Raw genomic sequence first — 18,778 nt, forward strand, 5'->3', positions numbered from 1 at the left:
TACGTCGGTCACCTGTGCGATCATCACCGCATTCTCGATGCCATCGTCCCGGGGGGACCGGAATGCACCCTCGCGTGCCCGTACGCACCAGATTCCGTCACAGAACGGGAAGACCGGCCGCGTATCTCACCACGCTCCTTCTCGCCCTGTCCACGCTGCTGAGCGTCGTGCTGCCCGCGCAGCGGGCCACGGCCGCCGACGCGACCACCCCGTGCACGGCGACGGCGGACGCCGCCGTCGGCTACAACCGGGGCGCGCTCGACAGCGCCGACGAGGTCGACTGCCTGAAGCTGCCGTTCCCGGCCGGTGCCGTGATCGTGGCGGTCGACGACCGGCTCGGCGGTTCGTGGGGCGTGACGCCGGCGATCGTCGACTCGACCGGCGCGCAGATCTGCGGCCCGTCGAACACGCGGACCGGCACCTGCCGTCTGGGCGGCACCGCCCCGCACTACGCGAAGCTGTACGCGGTCTCCGAGACCACGCCGACACCGACGCCGTACGCCCTGTTCCTCCAGCGTGTGAGCGAGCCGGCCGACGGCGAGGGCATCTGCCCCGCGTTGCCGGCCGGTGACTTCACCCCGGCCACGCCCGCGTCCCGCTTCTCCACGGCGGACGGCGCCTTCGCGTACTGCGCGGACATCCCGGCGGGCGACCACTCCTTGAAGGAGCTCGTCCAGATCCGGAAGGTGAGCGGGGGCACGGACGCCGTCGCCCGCTTCTGGGTGTTCGAGGACACCGGCCGCCAGATCTGCGACCAGCCGGACCAGCGCAACGGATGGGCCGCCTGCGACCTCGTCGCCGGCAGGTCGTACCGCGTGGTCGCCGCCGGACACGGGGCGGCGGGCGCGTTCGACCTCGTCCGCCGTGACGTCACCGCCACCGCCAAGGGCTGCGAGACCACGCCGTCGACCGCCGTCGGCGCCCCGGCCGCCACGGGCACGCTCCCCGCGCCCGGCACGCCGGTCTGCCGCCAGGTGACCACGGCCGACGCCCGTGACGTGCTGTACGTCAACGAGCGGGACGGCTTCAACGACGCCCGCCACACCGTCTACGGACCGGCCGGCCAGCTCTCCTGCACCACCACGTACGAGGACTGCGGTGTCACGGGCGCGACCCGCTACCAGGTCGTCGTCACCACGCCGTGGAACAGCATCCACGCCGGGCAGCCGTACCGCCTCGACGCCATGCGCATCGCGGGCGCGGCGGGCGCGGCACCCGAGTGCGCCACTCCGGTCAACATCAGCTACGGCTACGGGCCGATCACCGGCGTCCTCGACGAGCAGCACACCGCGGTGTGCGCCGCCCTGCCGACGTATCAGAACGACCGGTACGACGCGCTGGTCAAGGACACGGAGCGGGACGGCCGGGGCGCCGTCCTCTCGCTGTACGACCGGTCGATCGACCGCTGCACCGACCGGGACATCGAGATCGACTGCTACCTCGGCGACCCGGCCGACGGCGTGGCGAAGCCGACCGTCATGGTCCTCGGCCTGCGCGAGTGGAACTCCCGTACCGCCTACTCCGCCGAACTGGTCTGCACCGTCCAGGTCTGCGGTGCCGACCCGGTCTCCTTCCGGGACGTGAGCCGCAGGGCCGCCGCGAGCGGCACCACGCCGAGGGTGGTGCTGTCGGGCACGGCGCTCAGGGCCGAGCACCGGCTGCGGATCGAGCACCCGTCCGGCGCGAGGATCGAGAGCACGACCGTTTCCGTGGACACCACCCGCGAGAACCTCGTGGCCGAGCTCGATCTGACCGGTGCGCCGGTCGGCGTGTGGACGCTGTCGGCGGTGAACGACGCGGCGTTCGACGACAAGGTCACCCCGCTCGGCACCTTCACGGTCACCAGCGCCGCCACGGACGGCCGCGGCATGTTCCACGCGATGCCTCCGACCCGTCTGATGAACACCATGGCGGGTGTCGGCGCGCCGCGGGCCAAGCTGGGCCCGGGCAAGTCGGTCACCCTCCAGATCACCGGGCGGTCCGGCATCCCCGCCAGGGGTGTCACGGCCGTCGTCATGAACGTCACGGCCGTCGCCCCGACGGCGACCGGTTACGTGTCCGTGTTCCCGGCGGGGACGGTCCGACCGGCGACGTCGAACCTGAACTTCACGGCGGGCCGGACGATCCCCAACCTGGTGATGGTGCCCGTCTCGGCCGACGGGAAGGTCACCTTCTACAACCACTCCGGTTCGGTGGACCTGCTGGCGGACGTCTCCGGCTACTACCTGACGGACGGCACGGGAGCCACGTACAAGCCGGTCGGCCCCGTCCGGGTCATGAACACCATGGCGGGCCTGGGCGCCCCCAAGGCCAAGCTGGGCGCGGGGAAGACGGTCACCCTCCAGGTCACGGGCCGGTCCGGCATCCCGGCGACCAGGGTGACGGCGGTCGTGATGAACGTGACGGCGGTGGCGCCGACGGCGGCCGGCTATGTGTCGGTCTTCCCGGCGGGGACGACCCGACCGGCGACGTCGAACCTGAACTTCACGGCGGGCCGGACGATCCCCAACCTGGTGGTGGTCCCGGTCTCCGCGGACGGGAAGGTCACCTTCTACAACCACAGCGGTTCGGTGGACCTGTTGGCCGACGTGGCCGGCTACTACACGACGGACGGCACGGGCTCGGCGCTCCAGCCGATGAACCCGACCCGCCTCATGAACACCTCCGTCGGTCCCGGCAGGACCGTCACCCTCCCGATCGCGGGCAGCTCCGGCATCCCGGCCACCGGCGTCACGGCGGTCGTGATGAACGTGACGGCCGTCGCCCCGACGGCGGCCGGCTATGTGTCCGTCTTCCCGGACGGGGCCCCGCGCCCGGCGACGTCGAACCTCAACTTCACCGCCGGGACGACCATCCCCAACCTGGTCGTCGTCCCGGTCGTGAACGGCAAGGTGAGTTTCTACAACCACGCGGGGACCGTGGGGCTGCTGGCGGATGTCGCCGGCTACTACGTGTCCTAGGACCTGACAGAGAACGACGGCAGGGCGCGGGGGCCGCGGCGAGAACTCGCCGCGGCCCCCGCGCCCGTTTCCGGCCCCGGTGGCGCGAAACTCGTCGGCTCGGCTCTCAGTGGCGGAAGAAGATGCGGTCCCGGTACTCCGCCATCACGCGCCCGTTCCACTCGTGGCCGCCGTCCACGTTCCCCGACCGCAGCAGCGGCGGCTCGACGCCGAGCCGGACCATCTCCTCGGCGGCCGCGGCCATCGTGGCCTGCATCAGGGCGCTGGTGACGACCGTCGAGGCGGGCGCGAAGGGGGCCTCGATGCCCTCGTGGGTGAGTTCGGCGTCCCCGACGGCGATCTTGGAGTCGAGGACGATGTCGCAGTGGTCCTTCAGATACGTGCCCGAGACGTGCCGGGACCTGGTCTCCGTCGCGTACGCCACGGAGGTCACCCCGATCACGGTGAGGCCGAGGGCCCGCGCGTTCATCGCCATCTCGACCGGCAGGGCGTTCCGCCCGGACAGGGAGATGACGATCAGCACGTCGCCGGCGCGGGCGGGGGAGGAGTCGAGGACGGCGCCGGCCAGGCCGTCGACGCGCTCCAGGGCGGAGCCGAGGGTGGCGGGCATGACGTCGACGCCGACGACACCCGGGACGGCCAGCAGGTTCATCAGCGCGAGGCCGCCCGCCCGGTACACGACGTCCTGCGCGGCCAGCGAGGAGTGACCGGCGCCGAAGGCGAAGAGCCGGCCGCCCGCGGCGACGGCCTCGGCGATCGCGGTGCCCGCGGCGGCGATGTCCTCCGCGTCCTCGTCCCGTACCTTCTGGAGCAGGCCGATGGCCGCGTCGAAGAACTGTCCGGCCAGCTTGCTCTCGCCCATGGCGGCGGCTCCTTGTCGTCGTGGTCGCGGATCACGGTGCGGTCTGGACCATTGCCCTGTCAATACCGTCTCGCCTCGCTTCACCCCGGCACGCCACGGTTGTCGGTGCGATGCGTAAGAATTGGTGCAGGGCCAGCGCACGACTCATCGAGGGGCACGTATGTCCGGACTGATCGACACCACGGAGATGTATCTCCGCACCATCCTTGAGCTGGAGGAGGAAGGTGTTGTCCCCATGCGCGCCCGTATCGCCGAGCGGCTGGACCAGAGCGGTCCGACCGTCAGCCAGACGGTGGCCCGCATGGAGCGCGACGGTCTGGTGGCCGTCGCGACCGACCGCCACCTGGAGCTCACGGACGAGGGCCGCCGCCTGGCCACCCGCGTGATGCGCAAGCACCGGCTCGCCGAGTGCCTGCTCGTCGACGTGATCGGCCTGGAGTGGGAGCAGGTCCACGCGGAGGCGTGCCGCTGGGAGCACGTGATGAGCGAGGCCGTGGAGCGCCGGGTCCTCGAACTGCTGCGCCACCCGACGGAGTCGCCGTACGGCAATCCGATCCCGGGCCTGGAGGAGCTGGGCGAGAAGGCGGAGGCCGAGTCGTTCCTGGACGACTCGATGGTCTCGCTGGCCGACCTGGACGCCGGCGGCGAGGGCAAGACGGTGGTCGTCCGCCGTATCGGCGAGCCGATCCAGACCGACGCCCAGTTGATGTACACGCTGCGCCGCGCGGGCGTGCAGCCCGGCTCCGTGGTGTCGGTGACGGAGTCCCCGGGCGGCGTCCTGGTGGGCAGCAGCGGCGAGGCGGCCGAGCTGGACGCGGAGGTCGCGGCGCACGTCTTCGTCGCCAAGCGCTAGCCCGGCCCGGAGCCACCGGCGACCTCGGGCCCGTTTTACGGCGGAATCGCCACGCCCACGCCCCTTCCCGTGCCACGCTGGTGGGATGAGGGTCGTCCTTCGTACGACAACGAGGAACCCCGGCGCCCTGAGGCGCCGGGGTTCGTCCTCCCCTGTGCTGACCCGGAGCCCCGAGCTCCCAGGGTCATTCCCCTCGGACCGATTTCCCCGAGCGGTCCGCCTCCCGTTGAACATCTCCCCTCGGCCGCGGCCGTCAATCCTTGAGCGCTGTCACTCGAACGTGGGGTGTTGAGCGGCAGAAGCGCATTTTCGAATACAGGTTCGATAGTCTGGCGCAGCTCCACGGGTCATTCCACGGGGCCACGGGAAAGAGGGGGTGCCGAGCAGCATGGTGCGACGACTCGACGTCACGGGGGCCGACGGCGTACGCCTGGCGGCCTGGGACTTCACGGAACAGACCGCGCCGCAGAGCGGCTCCGGCGTCTTACTCCTCCACGGTCTGATGGGCGGCGCCTCCCACTGGGCGCCCACCGCCCGCTGGCTCGCCGCGCGCCACCGCACGATCGCCCTCGACCAGCGCGGTCACGGCCACAGCGAGAAGCCCGCCGCGGGACCCTTCACGCGCGAGGCGTACGTCGCCGACGCCACCGCCGTCGTCGAGCGGCTCGGCCTCGGTCCCGTCACCCTGGTCGGCCACTCCATGGGGGCGCTCACCGCCTGGCAGCTCGCCGCCGAGCGCCCCGAGCTCGTCCGCGCCCTGGTCATCTGCGACATGCGGGCCTCCGCGCTCGGTGCCGCGTCCCAGCGCGAGTGGCAGGACTGGTTCCGCCGCTGGCCCGTCCCCTTCCCCTCGCTCGACGCCGTCCGCCGGTGGTTCGGCGAGGAGGACCCCTGGGTGGAGCGCCCCCGCCCCGCCCGGGGTGCCTTCTTCGCCGAGGTGATGACCGAGCACCCCGACGGCTGGCGCCCCGTCTTCGACCCCGCCCAGATGCTCGCCTCCCGCGCGACCTGGGTCCACGACGCCCACTGGGACTCCCTCGCCCAGGTCCGCTGCCCCACCCTCGTCGTCCGCGGCCTCGACGGCGAACTGGGCCGCGCCGAGGCCCAGGAGATGGTCCGCGTCCTCCCGCGCGGCGCCTACGCGGAGATCCCCGACGCGGGCCACCTCCTGCACTACGAGCGCGCGGAGGCATGGCGCGAGGCGGTGGAGCCGTTCCTCAACGGCGTCCTCACCTCCTGACCCCGCCACTCGCGGCGCCCGTCGGGCAGGCCGAAAAGCGCACGGGTGAACCGGCCATTCCTCTCACGCTCCGTTGACGGTCCGTCACGCTCCGCCTGAGCATTGCGTGTCCATGCCAGCAACGGATCGAGGTATCACGTGTTCGGCATACGCAAGAGACGCTCGTACCCCGCCGTCGGCTTCGCCGCCGCGGCCCTCCTCCTGCTCCCCGTCGCCGCCCAGGCCGCCGAGGCCCCCGAGGTCTCGGCCACCCGGGCCACCGCCCGGGCGGCCACCACCGCCGTCGAGCACACCGTGCCGGCCGACACGGCGGCACGGGCGGCGGAGTACTGGACCCCCGAGCGGATGGCCGCGGCCCTCCCGGCCACGCCCGCCCAGCCCCGTACGGCCGACCGTCCCGGCGCGCCCGCCCCCTCGGCGCCGCAGCAGCCGACCGGCCCGGCGGCGACCGGTTCCGACCCGGTGGCGGGCGCCGCGGCCGCGGCCGACGGGATCAAGGTGGCGGTCACCGCGACCCGGGTCGTCGGCAAGGTCTTCTACCGCGCCTCGGACGGCAAGGACTACGTCTGCTCCGGCTCGGCCGTCAACAGCACCAACAAGAACATGGTGTTCACCGCCGGCCACTGCGTCCACGGCGGCCCGGGCAAGTCCTGGGCCTCCAACTGGCAGTTCGTGCCGTACTACGACCACGGATCGCGCCCCTACGGCACCTGGTGGGCCGAGACCCTCGTCGCGTTCAACGGCTGGATCAACGACGGAAACTTCGGGTACGACGTCGGCATCGTCATCACCTCCCCGAGCTCCCGGGGCGAACTGGTCAACGCCGTCGGCGGCCTGGGCATCCAGTGGAACCACGCCAAGGACCGCTCCATGACGGCCATGGGCTACCCGCAGGCTCCGCCCTTCGACGGCCAGTGGCAGTACTACTGCGCCGCCACGACCTCCCAGCGGAGCTGGTGGATCACCGACCAGATCAAGATGCCGTGCAACATGACCGGCGGATCGAGCGGCGGCCCCTGGATCCACGGCAAGGACGACAACGTCTACTACAGCGGCTGGGTCAACGGCGTGAACAGCAACATCGACAACAGGGACAATCCGACGGAGATGCGGTCGCCGTACTTCGCCACGTGGGTGGGCGACGCGTTCAACAAGTACTCGACCTACTAGCGGTCCCGGGCCCGGGACCGCAGGCCGCGGCCCCGGGCCCCGGGCCCCGAGAGGCGGAACACCATGGCGCGCTCAGCGGCACACGGCGGCACGCTCGTCCTCGTCACCGCCGTGCTCCTGGGCGCGCTGACCGCCTGCGGGGCGGCCCCCGAGGAGGAGGGGCCGCCGCCCTGCCCCTCCTCCACTCCCACGCCGAGCCCCACCCCCACCCCGGCGCCCACCGCTTCCCCCGGTGACAGCAGGACCCACTCCGTGGACCCGGAGCGCGACTGCCTCATCGAGAGCGGGACCCCCGACATGCCGGTGGACCCCTGAGGGATCCCGGGAGCGAGGACCGGGAAATACCCCAGATTTCTGGGATGGGCCCGTGGCGCGCGGACTGTCAGTCTGAACGCGCCATGAGCCGAACTCGCAGTGAGGAACACCGACATGTCGATACGTGCCCGGCTGGCGGCCGTGACCGCCGTCCTGGCGCTCGGGGCGGGGCTGTTCACCGCCGTCCCGACCGCCCACGCGCAGAGCATCTGTGACGGGCCGGAGCCGCCCTCGTGGTGCGACGGCGGCGGTGTCGAGGACCCGCCGGTCGACTACGACCCCGAGGGCAAGCTGAACGCGGCGACCCGCGTTCCCGGCGGCGTCAACGTCTCCGGCTGGGCCTCCGACCCCGACGGCACCGGGCCGGTCCGCGTGAAGATCACCGTGGGCGGCGCCTGGGTCGCCACCCTGGACGCCCACCAGTCCGGCGGCGGCTTCTCGGGCTTCGTCGCCGTCCCCACGGCCACCGGCCAGGTCTGCGCCACCGCCCTCAACACCGGCTACGGCACCAACAAGTCCCTGGGCTGCTCGGTCTCGGTGGGCCACGACCCCATCGGGAACCTCGACGGCTACCGGATCGACGGCGGTTCGGTCACCATGTGGGGCTGGGCCCTGGACCCGGACACCGCCCAGTCCACGCAGGTGTACGTCCAGTACAGCGACGGCAACACCTACGGGCCCTACCCGGCCGATCTGACCCGGACGGACGTCGGAGCGGCCCACCCGGGCTACGGCGACGCCCACGGCTTCCGGTTCACCTTCACCCCGACGCAGGTCCACCGCTGCTACACGGCCTGGGTCGTCAACGCGGTGGACCTCCACGCCGGCGCCGACAAGTCCGTCGGCGGCTATTTCTGCTCCTGACGACCGGGCGACGGTCGGCGCGTCGCCCCGCGGTCAGAAGCCGAGGGCCGCGCTCTCGGCCGTACGGGCCCGCAGCTCGCACGGGTTGCCGTACGTGGCCTGCCAGCTCACCCGCCGGCCCTGCCACACGCCGTCCCCGGTGACGGTGACCGGGTCCCACTCACGCGTACAGGGCCGGTCGGCCGGTAACACCGTGAGCCGGCCGAAGTCACCGTCCGCCGCGGCCAGTTCCGCGCAGGCCGCCTCCGGGTCCGGGTGGGTGCCCCCGGGCGTCGGCGAGCAGGTGAGGGTGACGGCGCGCAGGACCGTGGCCGTCTCGGCGCTCTCTCCCTCGCCGACCGTGAGCACGAGCGCCGACGGCGCGTAGAGGCTGGCGGGCGCGGCCTCGGCGGTGCCGCCCGCTATCGCGGTGCCGAGGAGGGTGAGGCCGGTGGCGGTGGCGAGCGCGGTGGCGCCCACGGCACGGAAGTAACGCACGAGAAATCCCTTTCGCTTGTGGCTACGGTCAGGTGCGGATGCGAAAGGGAGTCTTGTCGAGGCCCAGAGTGATCGCACATCCGTCGCAGCTTTCCGGCCGTCTGTGCGATCGCGCCCCGGCCGCGTCACGACCGACCGGTCGTTCGGCCAGTTGAGGCGGGGTGCCCCGGGCCGCCGACGGCGCTCCCACGGGCCGCCGGCCTGCCGTACCGCCTCGGCCGTTCAACCCCGTACGACCTTCTGACCTGGAACGACGGGAAAAATGTTCGGAGTTGGAGTAGTTCGCGACGCTCCCGATCGTCCGGAAGGTTGCCCTCCACCGGTGCCGGGAGCAGCACGACGGGCCGGGCCCCCACCCGAGGGAACCCGGCCCGCACACTCGCACGCCCTCCCGGGCGCCCGTCCCGGCGTCAGCCCTTGCTGACCGCCGCCAGGATCTCCGGCAGCCTCCCCGCGAGCCGCGGAGCCGCCACCTTCAGACCGCCCCACACGACCAGCGCCCCGTACAGCACGCCGAACGGCAGCACGGCCCACAGCAGCGCCCCCGCCCACAGGTGGAGCAGGACCGTCGCCGCGATCACCGGGGCGCACAGCAGCGCCGCGGCCAGCATGCCGCCGAAGATGGAGATCCAGGCGAGCCCGCCCTGCCCCGGCGCCACGTTCTTGAAGGCCCCGTCCTGCGGGATCGAGTACGGGTACTTCGCCGAGGCCAGCGCGCCCGTCGCCATCATCGCGCCGAGCAGCGCGAACGCCACGCCCAGCGCCTCCGGCAGCGTGCCCCAGTCACCGAGCACGCCCGCCGTCACCGTCGTCACCAGTGCCGTGTACGGCACGGTGACGGCCAGCAGGGCGAGGGCCCGCGCCCGCAGTTCGGCGTAGGCGTCGGCCGTCGTCGAGATGGTCTGCGCCACCATCCAGAAGGCGGAGGTGTCCTGGCCGAACTGGTTGTACATCTGGATGCCGAGCATGCCCGAGGCGAAGCACGCGAAGTAGACCGAGCCCGTGCCCTGCAGCGCGTTGAAGAGCGGGACGATCGCCCCGACGGCCAGCGAGGACACCCACGCCGCCTTCGTCTTCGGGTCGCGCCAGATGTAGCGCAGGCTGCGTTCCATCACCGTGCCCGTGCGCCCGCCCGGCAGGATCCGCCCGAGCAGCCCGGTGGCCGAGGACTTCTCCTTCACCGCGCCGGAGGCCGCGCCGATGGTCGAGCCGTCCGGCTCCACCATCAGCCGGACCAGCGAGCGCTGCCACCAGTACGCGAGCCCCACCAGGGCCAGCACGGAGAGCAGCAGCTTGGCCGCGGCGACCGCGTGATCACCCTCGCCCGCCGCGTCGATCGCCGACACCGCCGAGGCCGGCGGCAGCCAGCCCACGATCGCGGCGGCCGGCTCGAGCGTGGAGAGCCCCCCGGCCTGGGAGAGCCGCTGGGCGCCGAAGTTCACCACCTGGACGCCGACCGCGATGACCAGGCCGGACAGCACGGCGAGGTCGCGGCCCTTGCGGGAGGTCAGCAGCCGTACGTTCGCGGCGGCGACCGCCCGGGACAGCGCCACGCACACGAGGACGACCAGCGGTACGGCGAGGACGGCGACGACCGTCCCCGCGGCGCCCCGGGCCAGCGCCAGGGCCGCACCGACGGTGACACACAGCGTGAACGCCGGGCCGATGCCGACCAGCGAGGCCACGAGCAGCGCCCGGACCAGCGGCCGGGGCCGCAGCGGCAGCATCACGAGCCGCGAGGGGTCGAGGGTCTCGTCACCGCCCGGCACGAACAGCGGCATGACCGCCCAGGAGAGCGCGAGGACGCCGGTGAGCAGGACGGTGACGAGGACCGCGTCGTCGTCACCGCGCAGCAGGGTCGCGCCGAGCACCAGGAAGCCGGCGAAGACGGCGGCGACGACGATCGAGGAGATGTACGCGGCGGTCCGGCCGCCGGACTGCTTCAGCCCGTTCTTCAGGAGCGACAGCTTGAGCCGGACGAAGACGGAGGTCAGCGACGGCACGGACGACGGCGCGGCCGCCGGCGCCGGTGCCGCGGCCGGCGGGGTGGTGGCGGTGCTCATCGGGCCGAACCGCCCAGCCAGTCCAGGGAGTCCCCGGCGTCCCCCCGCCCGTGCGCGCCCACCAGCTCCAGGAACGCGGCCTGCAGCGACGGCGCCGAGCCCCGTACCTGCTCCAGCGGGCCCTGCGCGCGGATCTGCCCGGCCGCCATCACGGCCACCCAGTCGCACAGCGACTCCACCAGCTCCATCACGTGGCTGGAGAACACGACGGTGGCGCCCGAGGCCGTGTACCGCTCCAGGACCCCGCGGATGGTCTGCGCGGAGACCGGGTCGACGCCCTCGAACGGCTCGTCCAGGAAGAGGACTTCCGGGTTGTGCAGCAGGGCCGCGGCCAGGCCGATCTTCTTGCGCATGCCGGTCGAGTAGTCCACGACCAGCTTGTGCTGCGAGCCCGCGAGGTCCAGCACGTCGAGCAACTGGGTCGCGCGCTTGTCGACCTCAGCGCCGGGCAGTCCGCGCAGCCGCCCGCTGTAGGCGAGGAGTTCGCGGCCCGAGAGCCGCTCGAAGAGCCGCAGCCCCTCGGGCAGGATGCCGATCCTGGACTTCACCCGGGCCACCGACTCCGGGTCGGCCCACACGTCGTGGCCGGCCACCCGGATCCGCCCGGCGTCGGGCCGCAGCAGGCCCGTGATCATCGACAGGGTGGTGGTCTTGCCGGCGCCGTTCGGCCCGACGAGTCCGATGAACCGGCCCGCGGGCAGGACCAGATCGATCCCGTTCACCGCGATCTGCTGTCCGAAGCGCTTCCACAGCCCCTCGACATGAACGGCGGGCACCGCACCGGATCCCGGTGCACCGCCCGCCGCTTCGGACCCTCCGTCGAATGCCTGGTCAGGCATCATGTTGCGTCAACCCTTCGGTTGTCCCCGTACAGTCGGGAACCACCTTACGGGCGAGCGTCTTTCCGGCCACGTGGCCAAAGACCCCCGGGGGCTTCCCGCCCTACGCCCGGCGGCCGCGCGCGTCCGCCGCCTCGCGCCCGCACGCGTACGCCAGCGGGCTGATCAGCTCCTCCGCGTCCGGCAGCCAGCGGTTCGCCGGCGTGGGCTTGCGGGCCCACTGCACCGCGCCGAAGCCGCCGACGCGGGTCGGCGGCGCCGCCACGTAGAACCCCTCGCCGCGGGTGACCAGGTCGATCGAGGTGGGGACCCAGCCGAGCTTGCGCACCAGGTCCGGCACCTTGGCCGCGGCGCCCGGCAGCACGAAGAAGAACATCCGGCGGTCCGGCGTGCAGGTCACCGGGCCGAGCGTCAGCTCCATGCGCTCCATACGGGCCAGGGCGAGGAAACCGGCGGACTCGGAGACCTCGATCGCGTCGAAGGTGCGGCCGGTCGGCAGCAGGATCGACGCCTTCGGCTGCTTCGACCACATCCGCCGGGCCCCGACGGCGCTGCCCGTCGCCTGGGTCGACCAGTCGGGCCTGGCCGGGTGGGCGCCGGGCGCCGGACACGCCTCCGCGCCGCAGGAGCAGCGCTCCCCGCCCTCGACCGCCTCCAGCCAGGTCCCGGGGAACACGTCCCAGTGCCGCTCTTCCGCGTACCGCACGGCGCTGTCCAGCAGCAGCTCGCCTCGCTGCTTGGGGATCTGTGCGGCTTCCGTGACTCCGATGGTCTCTTCCACGTCGAACTCAACTCCCGCCGTCACCTGGGGTTACGGGCCCGGCGGAGAGTGGCGCGGCGCAACGATCCTGCATGTGGGGCGCACGGGTGCACGGGCGGGGGCGCGCGGGGGGCCGGGGAGCGGCGGGCGGGTACCCAGGGTGGGGGGCGTCGGCACGTGCCCTGCCGGTGAGCGTGCCGGCGTCGCGCGGCCGACGTGTCCGGTTTCGCGTGTTCACATCTGCATTGACCGGATATCAGCCGGGCAGTGATCAGCCAGTCGATCACCATTCCGGCCTCAGGGGGTAGTCATCATGGCAGCCAGGCCACTCGTCGCCCGCCAGCCCAACGAACGGTTGCAGGCGCTCATCCAGGAGGCGGGGTGCTCCAACGCCGGACTCGCCCGCAGGGTCAACATGGTCGGCGCCGAGCGCGGCCTCGACCTGCGCTACGACAAGACGTCGGTGGCACGCTGGCTGCGCGGCCAGCAGCCGCGCGGCCGGGCGCCCGGCATCATCGCCGAGGCCCTCGGCCGCAAGCTGGGCCGCACGGTCACCATCGACGAGGTCGGCATGGCCAACGGCCGCAACCTCGCCTCGGGCGTGGGGCTGCAGTTCGCGCCCACCGTGGTCGGGGCGATCGAGCAGGTCTGCGAGCTGTGGCGCAGTGACGTGGGCCGGCGGGACTTCCTGTCGGGCTCGACGGTCGCCGCCTCCGCGCTGGTCGAGCCGAGCCGCGACTGGCTGATCACCGGCGCGGACCCGCAGGTGGCCCGGGCGGCCGGGGCGCGGGTCGGCGCCTCGGACGTCGAGGCGGTACGGGCGATGACGGACGCCCTGGTCGACCTGGACCGGCGGTTCGGCAGCGGGCACGTGCGGCCGGTGGTGGTCCACTACCTCAACAGCGTGGTGTCGGGGCTGCTCTGCGGTTCCTACCGGGAGGCGGTCGGGCGGCAGTTGTTCGCGGCGGCGGCCCGACTGACCGAGCTGGCCGGGTACATGGCCGTCGACACCGGCCAGCCGGGCCTGGCCCAGCGCTACTACATCCAGGCGCTGCGGCTCGCGCAGGCGGCGGGCGACCGGGCGTACGGCGGTTATGTGCTGGCCGCCTCGATGAGTCACCTGGCGGCGCAGCTCGGCAACCCCCGGGAGATCGCGCAGTTGGCGCGGGCCGCGCAGGAGGGCGCGCGGGGGAAGGTCCCGCCGCGTGCCGAGGCGATGTTCCTGGCGGCGGAGGCCCGCGGGCACGCCCTGCTCGGCGACGCGCACACGTTCGGCCGGGTGGCGCGCCGCGCGGAGGAGGCCCTGGAGCGGGCCGACCCGGAGTCCGGCGACGACCCGGTGTGGATCGCCCACTTCGACGACGCCTACCTCGCGGACGAGCTGGCGCACTGTCACCGCGACCTCGGCCAGGCCCGGGAGGCGGCCCGCGCGGCCGAGCGCTCCCTCGCCGGCCACCCGGAGACCCGGGCCCGGCGGCGCGCGATCGGCCTGGCGCTGCTCGCCTCGGCGCAGATCCAGCAGCGCGAGGTGGAGGAGGCGTGCCGCACGGGCACGCGCGCCATCGAACTCCTGGCGACGCTGCGGTCCTCGCGCGGCGCGGAGTACCTGGAGGACCTGAAGGAGCGCCTGGAGCCGTACGGGGGCGAGGCGGCGGTGCGGGAGTTCGGGGCGCGGCTGGACCTGTACGCGGCGTAGGGGGCGTCTCGCCGTGCGGGCCGGGGCGCGAGGTAGGTCACACGAGTCTCGGACGTGTGTGCGGCGGGCGGGGCGCACCCGGTAGCGTGAGCCGACGATTCCGTCGTTCCGTAGGTCCATCAGTAGGAGTCCCGGTGACGCACAGCGGACAGGGTCCGGAGCCGCAGTATCCGGCCGCGCAGCCCCTCCCACCTGAGGTGACCCCTGGTGGCCCCTCGGACGCGCAGGCGACGCAGTACCTGCCGCCGATCCCGGCCCAGCCGCCGGCGCATCCGGCGGCTCCTCCGGCCGCCCAGCCGGGATACGGCTATCCGCAGCCGGCCCAGGGCGGCGGTTACGGCTATCCGGGCCCGGACGCCCAGGCCACGCAGTACATCGCGCCCGTCGCCCCGCAGGCCCCGCAGGCGGACGCGGCCACGCAGTACCTGCCGCCGGTCCCGCCGCAGGCGCAGCAGGCCCCGCAGGCGGACGCGGCGACGCAGTACCTGCCGCCGGTCGCGGGCGGCCCGGCCGGCCCGGACGCGCAGGCGACCCAGTACATGGCGCCCGTACCGCAGCCCGGCCCGCAGGGTCCCCAGTCCGGGCCGCAGCCCGGGCCCCAGTCCGGCCCGCAGTCCGGCCCGCCGGCCGGACCGCAGGGTGGTTCCCAGGGCGGTCCCCAGGCCGGGTACGGGGAGCGGCCGCCGCTCGCCGACTTCGACAACCTCTTCCGCAGCGACACCCCGGCCCCGACGCCCCCGCCCGCGGCCGGCCCGCGCCCGGGCTACGGCTACCCGCAGCCGCCCCAGCACCACCAGCCGCCGCAGCACCACCAGCCCCCGCAGCCTCCGCAGCAGTACGGCGGCGGCTTCCAGGACGCGTACTACGACGACGAGCCCGAGCCGCCGCGCCGGAAGTCGCCGGTCGCGCTGATCGCGGCCGTGGTCGCGGGCTGCGCCGTCGTCGGGCTCGGGGCCGGGGCGCTGCTCAGCAGTGGGGACGAGGACAAGGACAAGGCGGCCGACAAGGCCGGGCAGAACGTGGCCGCGAGCTCGGCCGCGCCCTCCGGCGGGCCGAGCGAGCAGTCGGCGGACCCCGCGGAGGCGCAGGCGAAGGCCCTCGACAAGCTGCTCGCGGACAGCAACAACAGCCGCGACGCGGTGATCCGTTCCGTCGAGGCGATCAAGAGCTGCAAGAACCTCGACCAGGCGGCGACCGATCTGCGCGGCGCGGCCGAGCAGCGCCGCGGGCTCGTCACCCGGCTCCGGTCGCTGCCGGTGGACCAGTTGCCGAACAACGCGGCGCTGACCGAGGCGCTCACCCGGGCCTGGCAGGCGTCGGCCTCCGCCGACGACCACTACGCGGCCTGGGCGGACCAGGCGAAGAGCAAGAAGATCTGCAAGGGCGGCAAGGCCCGCTCGACCGCGCAGACGATCGAGGCCAACAAGAAGAGCGCCGAGGCGACCACCGCCAAGCGCCAGGCGGCCGGGCTGTGGAATCCGACCGCCGGGAAGTACGGACTGGAGAAGCGCAGCCCGACCCAGCTCTGAGCGGGCCGGACGGGTGCCGGGCCCCGCGCGAGGGGCCCCGGTCCCGGCCGGGGCCGCTACGGCGCGGTCAGGACCGTCTCGCCGACGTCCACGAAGCCCGGCTTCTGGGCCACCAGGCGTCCGTCGCGGACGACCTGGAACGTCACGTCGTGGTTGACGATCCGGGGGAAGCCGGGCGCGCCGAGCAGGTCGTCGTAACGCCAGCGCAGTTCGGGCGTGAGGCCGCCGGTGTCGATCTTCACGCCCTGGTCGAGCGCGTGCGAGATCTGCAGGGCGGTGATCCGGTCGCTGTCGAGCGACTCGATGACCTGCCGGAGGACGGTGTAGGCGATCCAGGTCGTCTGGACGCCCGTGTCCGCCGGGTCGACCCGGTTGTCCACGAAGGCGTGCTCCTTGATCACCTTCTTCATCGGCTCCCACGCCTTGTGGTCGGCGTCCGGGTACCAGCCGGTGACGAAGGCGCCCTCGAAGGGGCTGTCCGCGCCGCCGGTGCGGTCGATGACCGGCTGGCCGACGCTGCCGAGGACGGAGGAGATCCGGACGGCGTCGCCGTCGTCGCCCTTCTGCTTCGGCAGGCGGCGGAAGGAGTCGAAGAAGGTCTGGGTGCGCTCGCCCAGCACGGCCGTGACACAGCCGTCCTTCGCCCCGGCCCGGCTACGGGCCTTGCTGGCCTGCCGGGTGTACTCGGCGGCGTCCTCGACGGCCGGGATGTCGACGGCGCCGCGGTGGCTGGCCTTGCGCAGGCCCGAGTTGAGCAGGTCCGGCAGCCTGTCGCCGGCGATGGTGTCGGGGCGGACGAGGGAGACCTGCCGGCAACTGGCGGCGAGCTGCATGCCGTGGCCGGCGATGAGGGACGCCTGGCCGCCGTTGACGGGGTAGGAGAGCGGGCTGGTGAACTCGTCCTCCGAGATGCCGTAGCCGCCGATGTACGGGATGCCGGCGGCCTCCAGCGGGGCCATGAAGGCGCGCCCGTTCTGGCTGTAGGAGCCGACGACGGCGACGGCGCCCTCGCGGACGGCGCGGCGGGCGCAGGCGGAGGCGCCGGCGTTGGTGTTCTGCTCGTTGCAGGTGAGGACGCGGAGCTCGTGGCCGTCGATGCCGCCGTTGGCGTTGACCCAACGGGCGTACGCCTGGGCCATGGCGGGCATTCCGGGCATATTGGTGGCGCGGGTCTGGTCGGGAGCCCAGGTCATGACCGTGACGGCCTCCCTGGAGCCCCCCGTGGCTCCAGGGAGTACGCCACAGCCGGTGAGCAGCGACGCTGCGGCCGCCACGGTCGAGACGTACGCGAGGAGTGAGGTCTGTCGCCTACCGGTCATGGCATGCACACTTCCGCCTCATGGGTAACGCGGGAGTGAGCTCGTTTCAACGCAGGGTGACGTGAAGGTGAATTGCGGGGGTCGGGCCGGGCGGGTGCGGGGCCGGAAGGGGCGCTGTCGGTGCGGAAACGTACGATCGGACGATGTCCAGTCCCACCTCCGCCCCCACCTCCGGTTCGGTGAACTCTTCCCGTCGCGGCCGTCGCTCCTCCACCATGGGCGGCATGCCGCTCAACGACATGCCGTGGTGGCGCTGGCGCGCCAACGTGCGCTCCGCGCTGCACATGCTCTCCGACCCGGGGTTCCACGAGACGACCTGGCTGGCCGGCCAGGACGGGTACGGCGACGTCACCGACGCCGTCTACCGACTGGTGGAGGACACGTGGCTGGACAACTGGTCCGCCGAGAAGTACGTGGGGACGATATTCCGCGACTCGGGCGAGGCCGCGCTCGTCGACGTGGCCGTGCTGCGGGTGCTGCGGATCATGCACCAGGTCGGCGCGGACGCGCCCGTCTCCGCGTATCTGGAGCACCACGCCTGGCCGGAGGCCGTACGGGCCGCCCGCGAGGCACACGTGCGGATGGCGACGGCCGACGGGGAGGACCCCGACGTGCCGCCGCGTTCCCTCGAGGTGCTCCGTATCATGACCCGTTCCGCCTGACGGACGGGGGCGCGGGCCGCCCTGTCCGATGTGGCAGGCTAGGCGAATGACCGACCAGTACGTCCTCACCCTCTCGTGCCCCGACAAGCAGGGCATCGTGCACGCCGTGTCGAGCTACCTCTTCATCACGGGATGCAACATCGAGGACAGCCAGCAGTTCGGAGACCGTGACACGGGTCTCTTCTTCATGCGGGTCCACTTCTCGGCCGAGGCCCCCGTCACCGTGGACAAGCTGCGCGCGAGCTTCGCCGCGGTGGGCGACTCCTTCGCGATGGACTGGCAGATCAACCGGGCCGACGAGCGGATGCGCGTCGTGCTCATGGTGTCGAAATTCGGCCACTGCCTGAACGACCTGCTGTTCCGCTCGCGGATCGGCGCGCTGCCGGTGGACATCGCGGCCGTGGTGTCCAACCACACGGACTTCGCCGAGCTGGTCGGGTCGTACGGGATCCCGTTCCGGCACATCCCGGTCACCAAGGACACCAAGCCGCAGGCCGAGGCGGAGCTCCTGGAGCTGATCGACGAGGAGAACGTCGAGCTGGTCGTGCTCGCCCGCTACATGCAGGTCCTCTCCGACGACCTGTGCAAGCGGCTGTCGGGCCGGATCATCAACATCCACCACTCCTTCCTGCCGAGCTTCAAGGGCGCCAAGCCCTACCACCAGGCCCACGCCCGCGGCGTGAAGCTGATCGGTGCCACGGCCCACTACGTGACGGCCGACCTCGACGAGGGCCCGATCATCGAGCAGGAGGTCGAGCGCGTCGGTCACGAGGTGACGCCGGACCAGCTCGTGGCGATCGGGCGGGACGTGGAGTGCCAGGCGCTGGCGCGTGCGGTCAAGTGGCACGCGGAACACCGCATCCTCCTGAACGGCCGCCGCACGGTCGTCTTCGCCTAGCCCCTCACCGCCGCCCCCCCGGGCCCCCTGCGCGGCCCTTCGCGTCGCCGGCCCGATGCCCACCCGTGCGGGCCTTCGCTCGCCCCGTCGCGCCCGTTCCGCCGCGGCGGTGCGCGCCCTTGCCGGGCCGTCGCCCCTGCGTCGCGGGCCGGTGCCCCGCTGGGGCGGTGCCCTACCGCCACTCCGTTGTGGGCATTCGTTCCGCTGGGGCGGAACGGGTGGGCACAACGGAACGGCGCCCTTTGCCGGGCCTAGGCTCCTGGTGCCTTGA

At 72.9% G+C, this 18,778-nt stretch carries 16 protein-coding genes; 10 read left to right on the forward strand and 6 right to left on the reverse strand.

Translation table 11 applies throughout. The features are described 5' to 3' along the window. Nucleotides 1-74: 74 nt before the first annotated feature. Nucleotides 75-2,960 (forward strand): hypothetical protein, encoded by a 2,886-nt coding sequence (locus ABZ135_RS15710; protein WP_356695904.1) that lies wholly within the window; start codon nucleotides 75-77, stop codon nucleotides 2,958-2,960. A 106-nt stretch (nucleotides 2,961-3,066) separates the two neighbouring features. Here ABZ135_RS15710 and ABZ135_RS15715 read toward each other — a convergent pair whose 3' ends face one another. Beyond that, the gene (locus tag ABZ135_RS15715) at nucleotides 3,067-3,822 is read right to left on the reverse strand and encodes an SIS domain-containing protein (RefSeq protein WP_356695906.1); all 756 of its coding nucleotides are present in this window, start codon (nucleotides 3,820-3,822) and stop codon (nucleotides 3,067-3,069) included. 160 nt (nucleotides 3,823-3,982) lie between these two features. On the opposite strand from ABZ135_RS15715, the gene ABZ135_RS15720 reads away from it, so the two are divergent. From ABZ135_RS15720 to ABZ135_RS15740, 5 genes are all read left to right on the forward strand, one after another. Beyond that, nucleotides 3,983-4,675, forward strand: coding sequence for a metal-dependent transcriptional regulator (locus ABZ135_RS15720; RefSeq protein WP_356695908.1), 693 nt, complete (start codon nucleotides 3,983-3,985; stop codon nucleotides 4,673-4,675). Nucleotides 4,676-5,063: 388 nt separating this feature from the next. Beyond that, nucleotides 5,064-5,915, forward strand: a complete 852-nt coding sequence (locus ABZ135_RS15725) for an alpha/beta hydrolase (RefSeq protein WP_356695910.1) — start codon at nucleotides 5,064-5,066, stop codon at nucleotides 5,913-5,915. Between the two features lie 138 nt (nucleotides 5,916-6,053). Continuing rightward, nucleotides 6,054-7,085: a hypothetical protein gene (locus tag ABZ135_RS15730; protein WP_356695912.1), complete on the forward strand. Its 1,032-nt coding sequence runs from the start codon at nucleotides 6,054-6,056 to the stop codon at nucleotides 7,083-7,085. A 63-nt stretch (nucleotides 7,086-7,148) separates the two neighbouring features. After that, nucleotides 7,149-7,400 (forward strand): hypothetical protein, encoded by a 252-nt coding sequence (locus ABZ135_RS15735; RefSeq protein ID WP_356695914.1) that lies wholly within the window; start codon nucleotides 7,149-7,151, stop codon nucleotides 7,398-7,400. Between the two features lie 114 nt (nucleotides 7,401-7,514). Then, nucleotides 7,515-8,264, forward strand: coding sequence for a hypothetical protein (locus ABZ135_RS15740; RefSeq protein WP_356695916.1), 750 nt, complete (start codon nucleotides 7,515-7,517; stop codon nucleotides 8,262-8,264). 33 nt (nucleotides 8,265-8,297) lie between these two features. Here ABZ135_RS15740 and ABZ135_RS15745 read toward each other — a convergent pair whose 3' ends face one another. The 4 genes from ABZ135_RS15745 to ABZ135_RS15760 form a co-directional block, all read right to left on the reverse strand. Then, nucleotides 8,298-8,741 (reverse strand): SSI family serine proteinase inhibitor, encoded by a 444-nt coding sequence (locus tag ABZ135_RS15745; protein ID WP_356695918.1) that lies wholly within the window; start codon nucleotides 8,739-8,741, stop codon nucleotides 8,298-8,300. Between the two features lie 410 nt (nucleotides 8,742-9,151). Beyond that, on the reverse strand, nucleotides 9,152-10,804 hold the full coding sequence (locus ABZ135_RS15750) for a transporter (protein ID WP_356695920.1): 1,653 nt from the start codon (nucleotides 10,802-10,804) through the stop codon (nucleotides 9,152-9,154). Further along, nucleotides 10,801-11,646 (reverse strand): ABC transporter ATP-binding protein, encoded by an 846-nt coding sequence (locus ABZ135_RS15755; protein WP_356695922.1) that lies wholly within the window; start codon nucleotides 11,644-11,646, stop codon nucleotides 10,801-10,803. The genes ABZ135_RS15750 and ABZ135_RS15755 overlap by 4 nt, the downstream gene beginning before the upstream one ends. Nucleotides 11,647-11,746: 100 nt before the next feature. Beyond that, complete coding sequence (locus ABZ135_RS15760) at nucleotides 11,747-12,424, reverse strand: bifunctional DNA primase/polymerase (protein ID WP_356695924.1); 678 nt, start codon at nucleotides 12,422-12,424, stop codon at nucleotides 11,747-11,749. 292 nt (nucleotides 12,425-12,716) lie between these two features. Here ABZ135_RS15760 and ABZ135_RS15765 point away from each other — a divergent pair, with 292 nt between their 5' ends. Both ABZ135_RS15765 and ABZ135_RS15770 read left to right on the forward strand, forming a co-directional pair. Next, nucleotides 12,717-14,099 carry a transcriptional regulator gene (locus tag ABZ135_RS15765; protein WP_356695926.1) on the forward strand — a complete coding sequence of 461 codons (1,383 nt, stop codon included), beginning with the start codon at nucleotides 12,717-12,719 and terminating at the stop codon, nucleotides 14,097-14,099. 134 nt (nucleotides 14,100-14,233) lie between these two features. Then, nucleotides 14,234-15,628: a hypothetical protein gene (locus ABZ135_RS15770; protein ID WP_356695928.1), complete on the forward strand. Its 1,395-nt coding sequence runs from the start codon at nucleotides 14,234-14,236 to the stop codon at nucleotides 15,626-15,628. 56 nt (nucleotides 15,629-15,684) lie between these two features. Here ABZ135_RS15770 and ABZ135_RS15775 read toward each other — a convergent pair whose 3' ends face one another. Continuing rightward, complete coding sequence (locus ABZ135_RS15775) at nucleotides 15,685-16,947, reverse strand: ABC transporter substrate-binding protein (RefSeq protein ID WP_356695930.1); 1,263 nt, start codon at nucleotides 16,945-16,947, stop codon at nucleotides 15,685-15,687. 215 nt (nucleotides 16,948-17,162) lie between these two features. Here ABZ135_RS15775 and ABZ135_RS15780 point away from each other — a divergent pair, with 215 nt between their 5' ends. Next, nucleotides 17,163-17,609 (forward strand): hypothetical protein, encoded by a 447-nt coding sequence (locus ABZ135_RS15780; protein ID WP_356695943.1) that lies wholly within the window; start codon nucleotides 17,163-17,165, stop codon nucleotides 17,607-17,609. A 46-nt stretch (nucleotides 17,610-17,655) separates the two neighbouring features. Beyond that, entirely contained in the window at nucleotides 17,656-18,507 is an 852-nt protein-coding gene (purU, locus tag ABZ135_RS15785; RefSeq protein ID WP_356695931.1) for a formyltetrahydrofolate deformylase, read from the forward strand. The last annotated feature ends 271 nt before the right edge of the window (nucleotides 18,508-18,778 follow it).

It is taken from the genome of Streptomyces sp. NPDC006339 (assembly GCF_040612775.1).
In the GTDB taxonomy this organism is placed as follows: Bacteria; Actinomycetota; Actinomycetes; order Streptomycetales; family Streptomycetaceae; genus Streptomyces.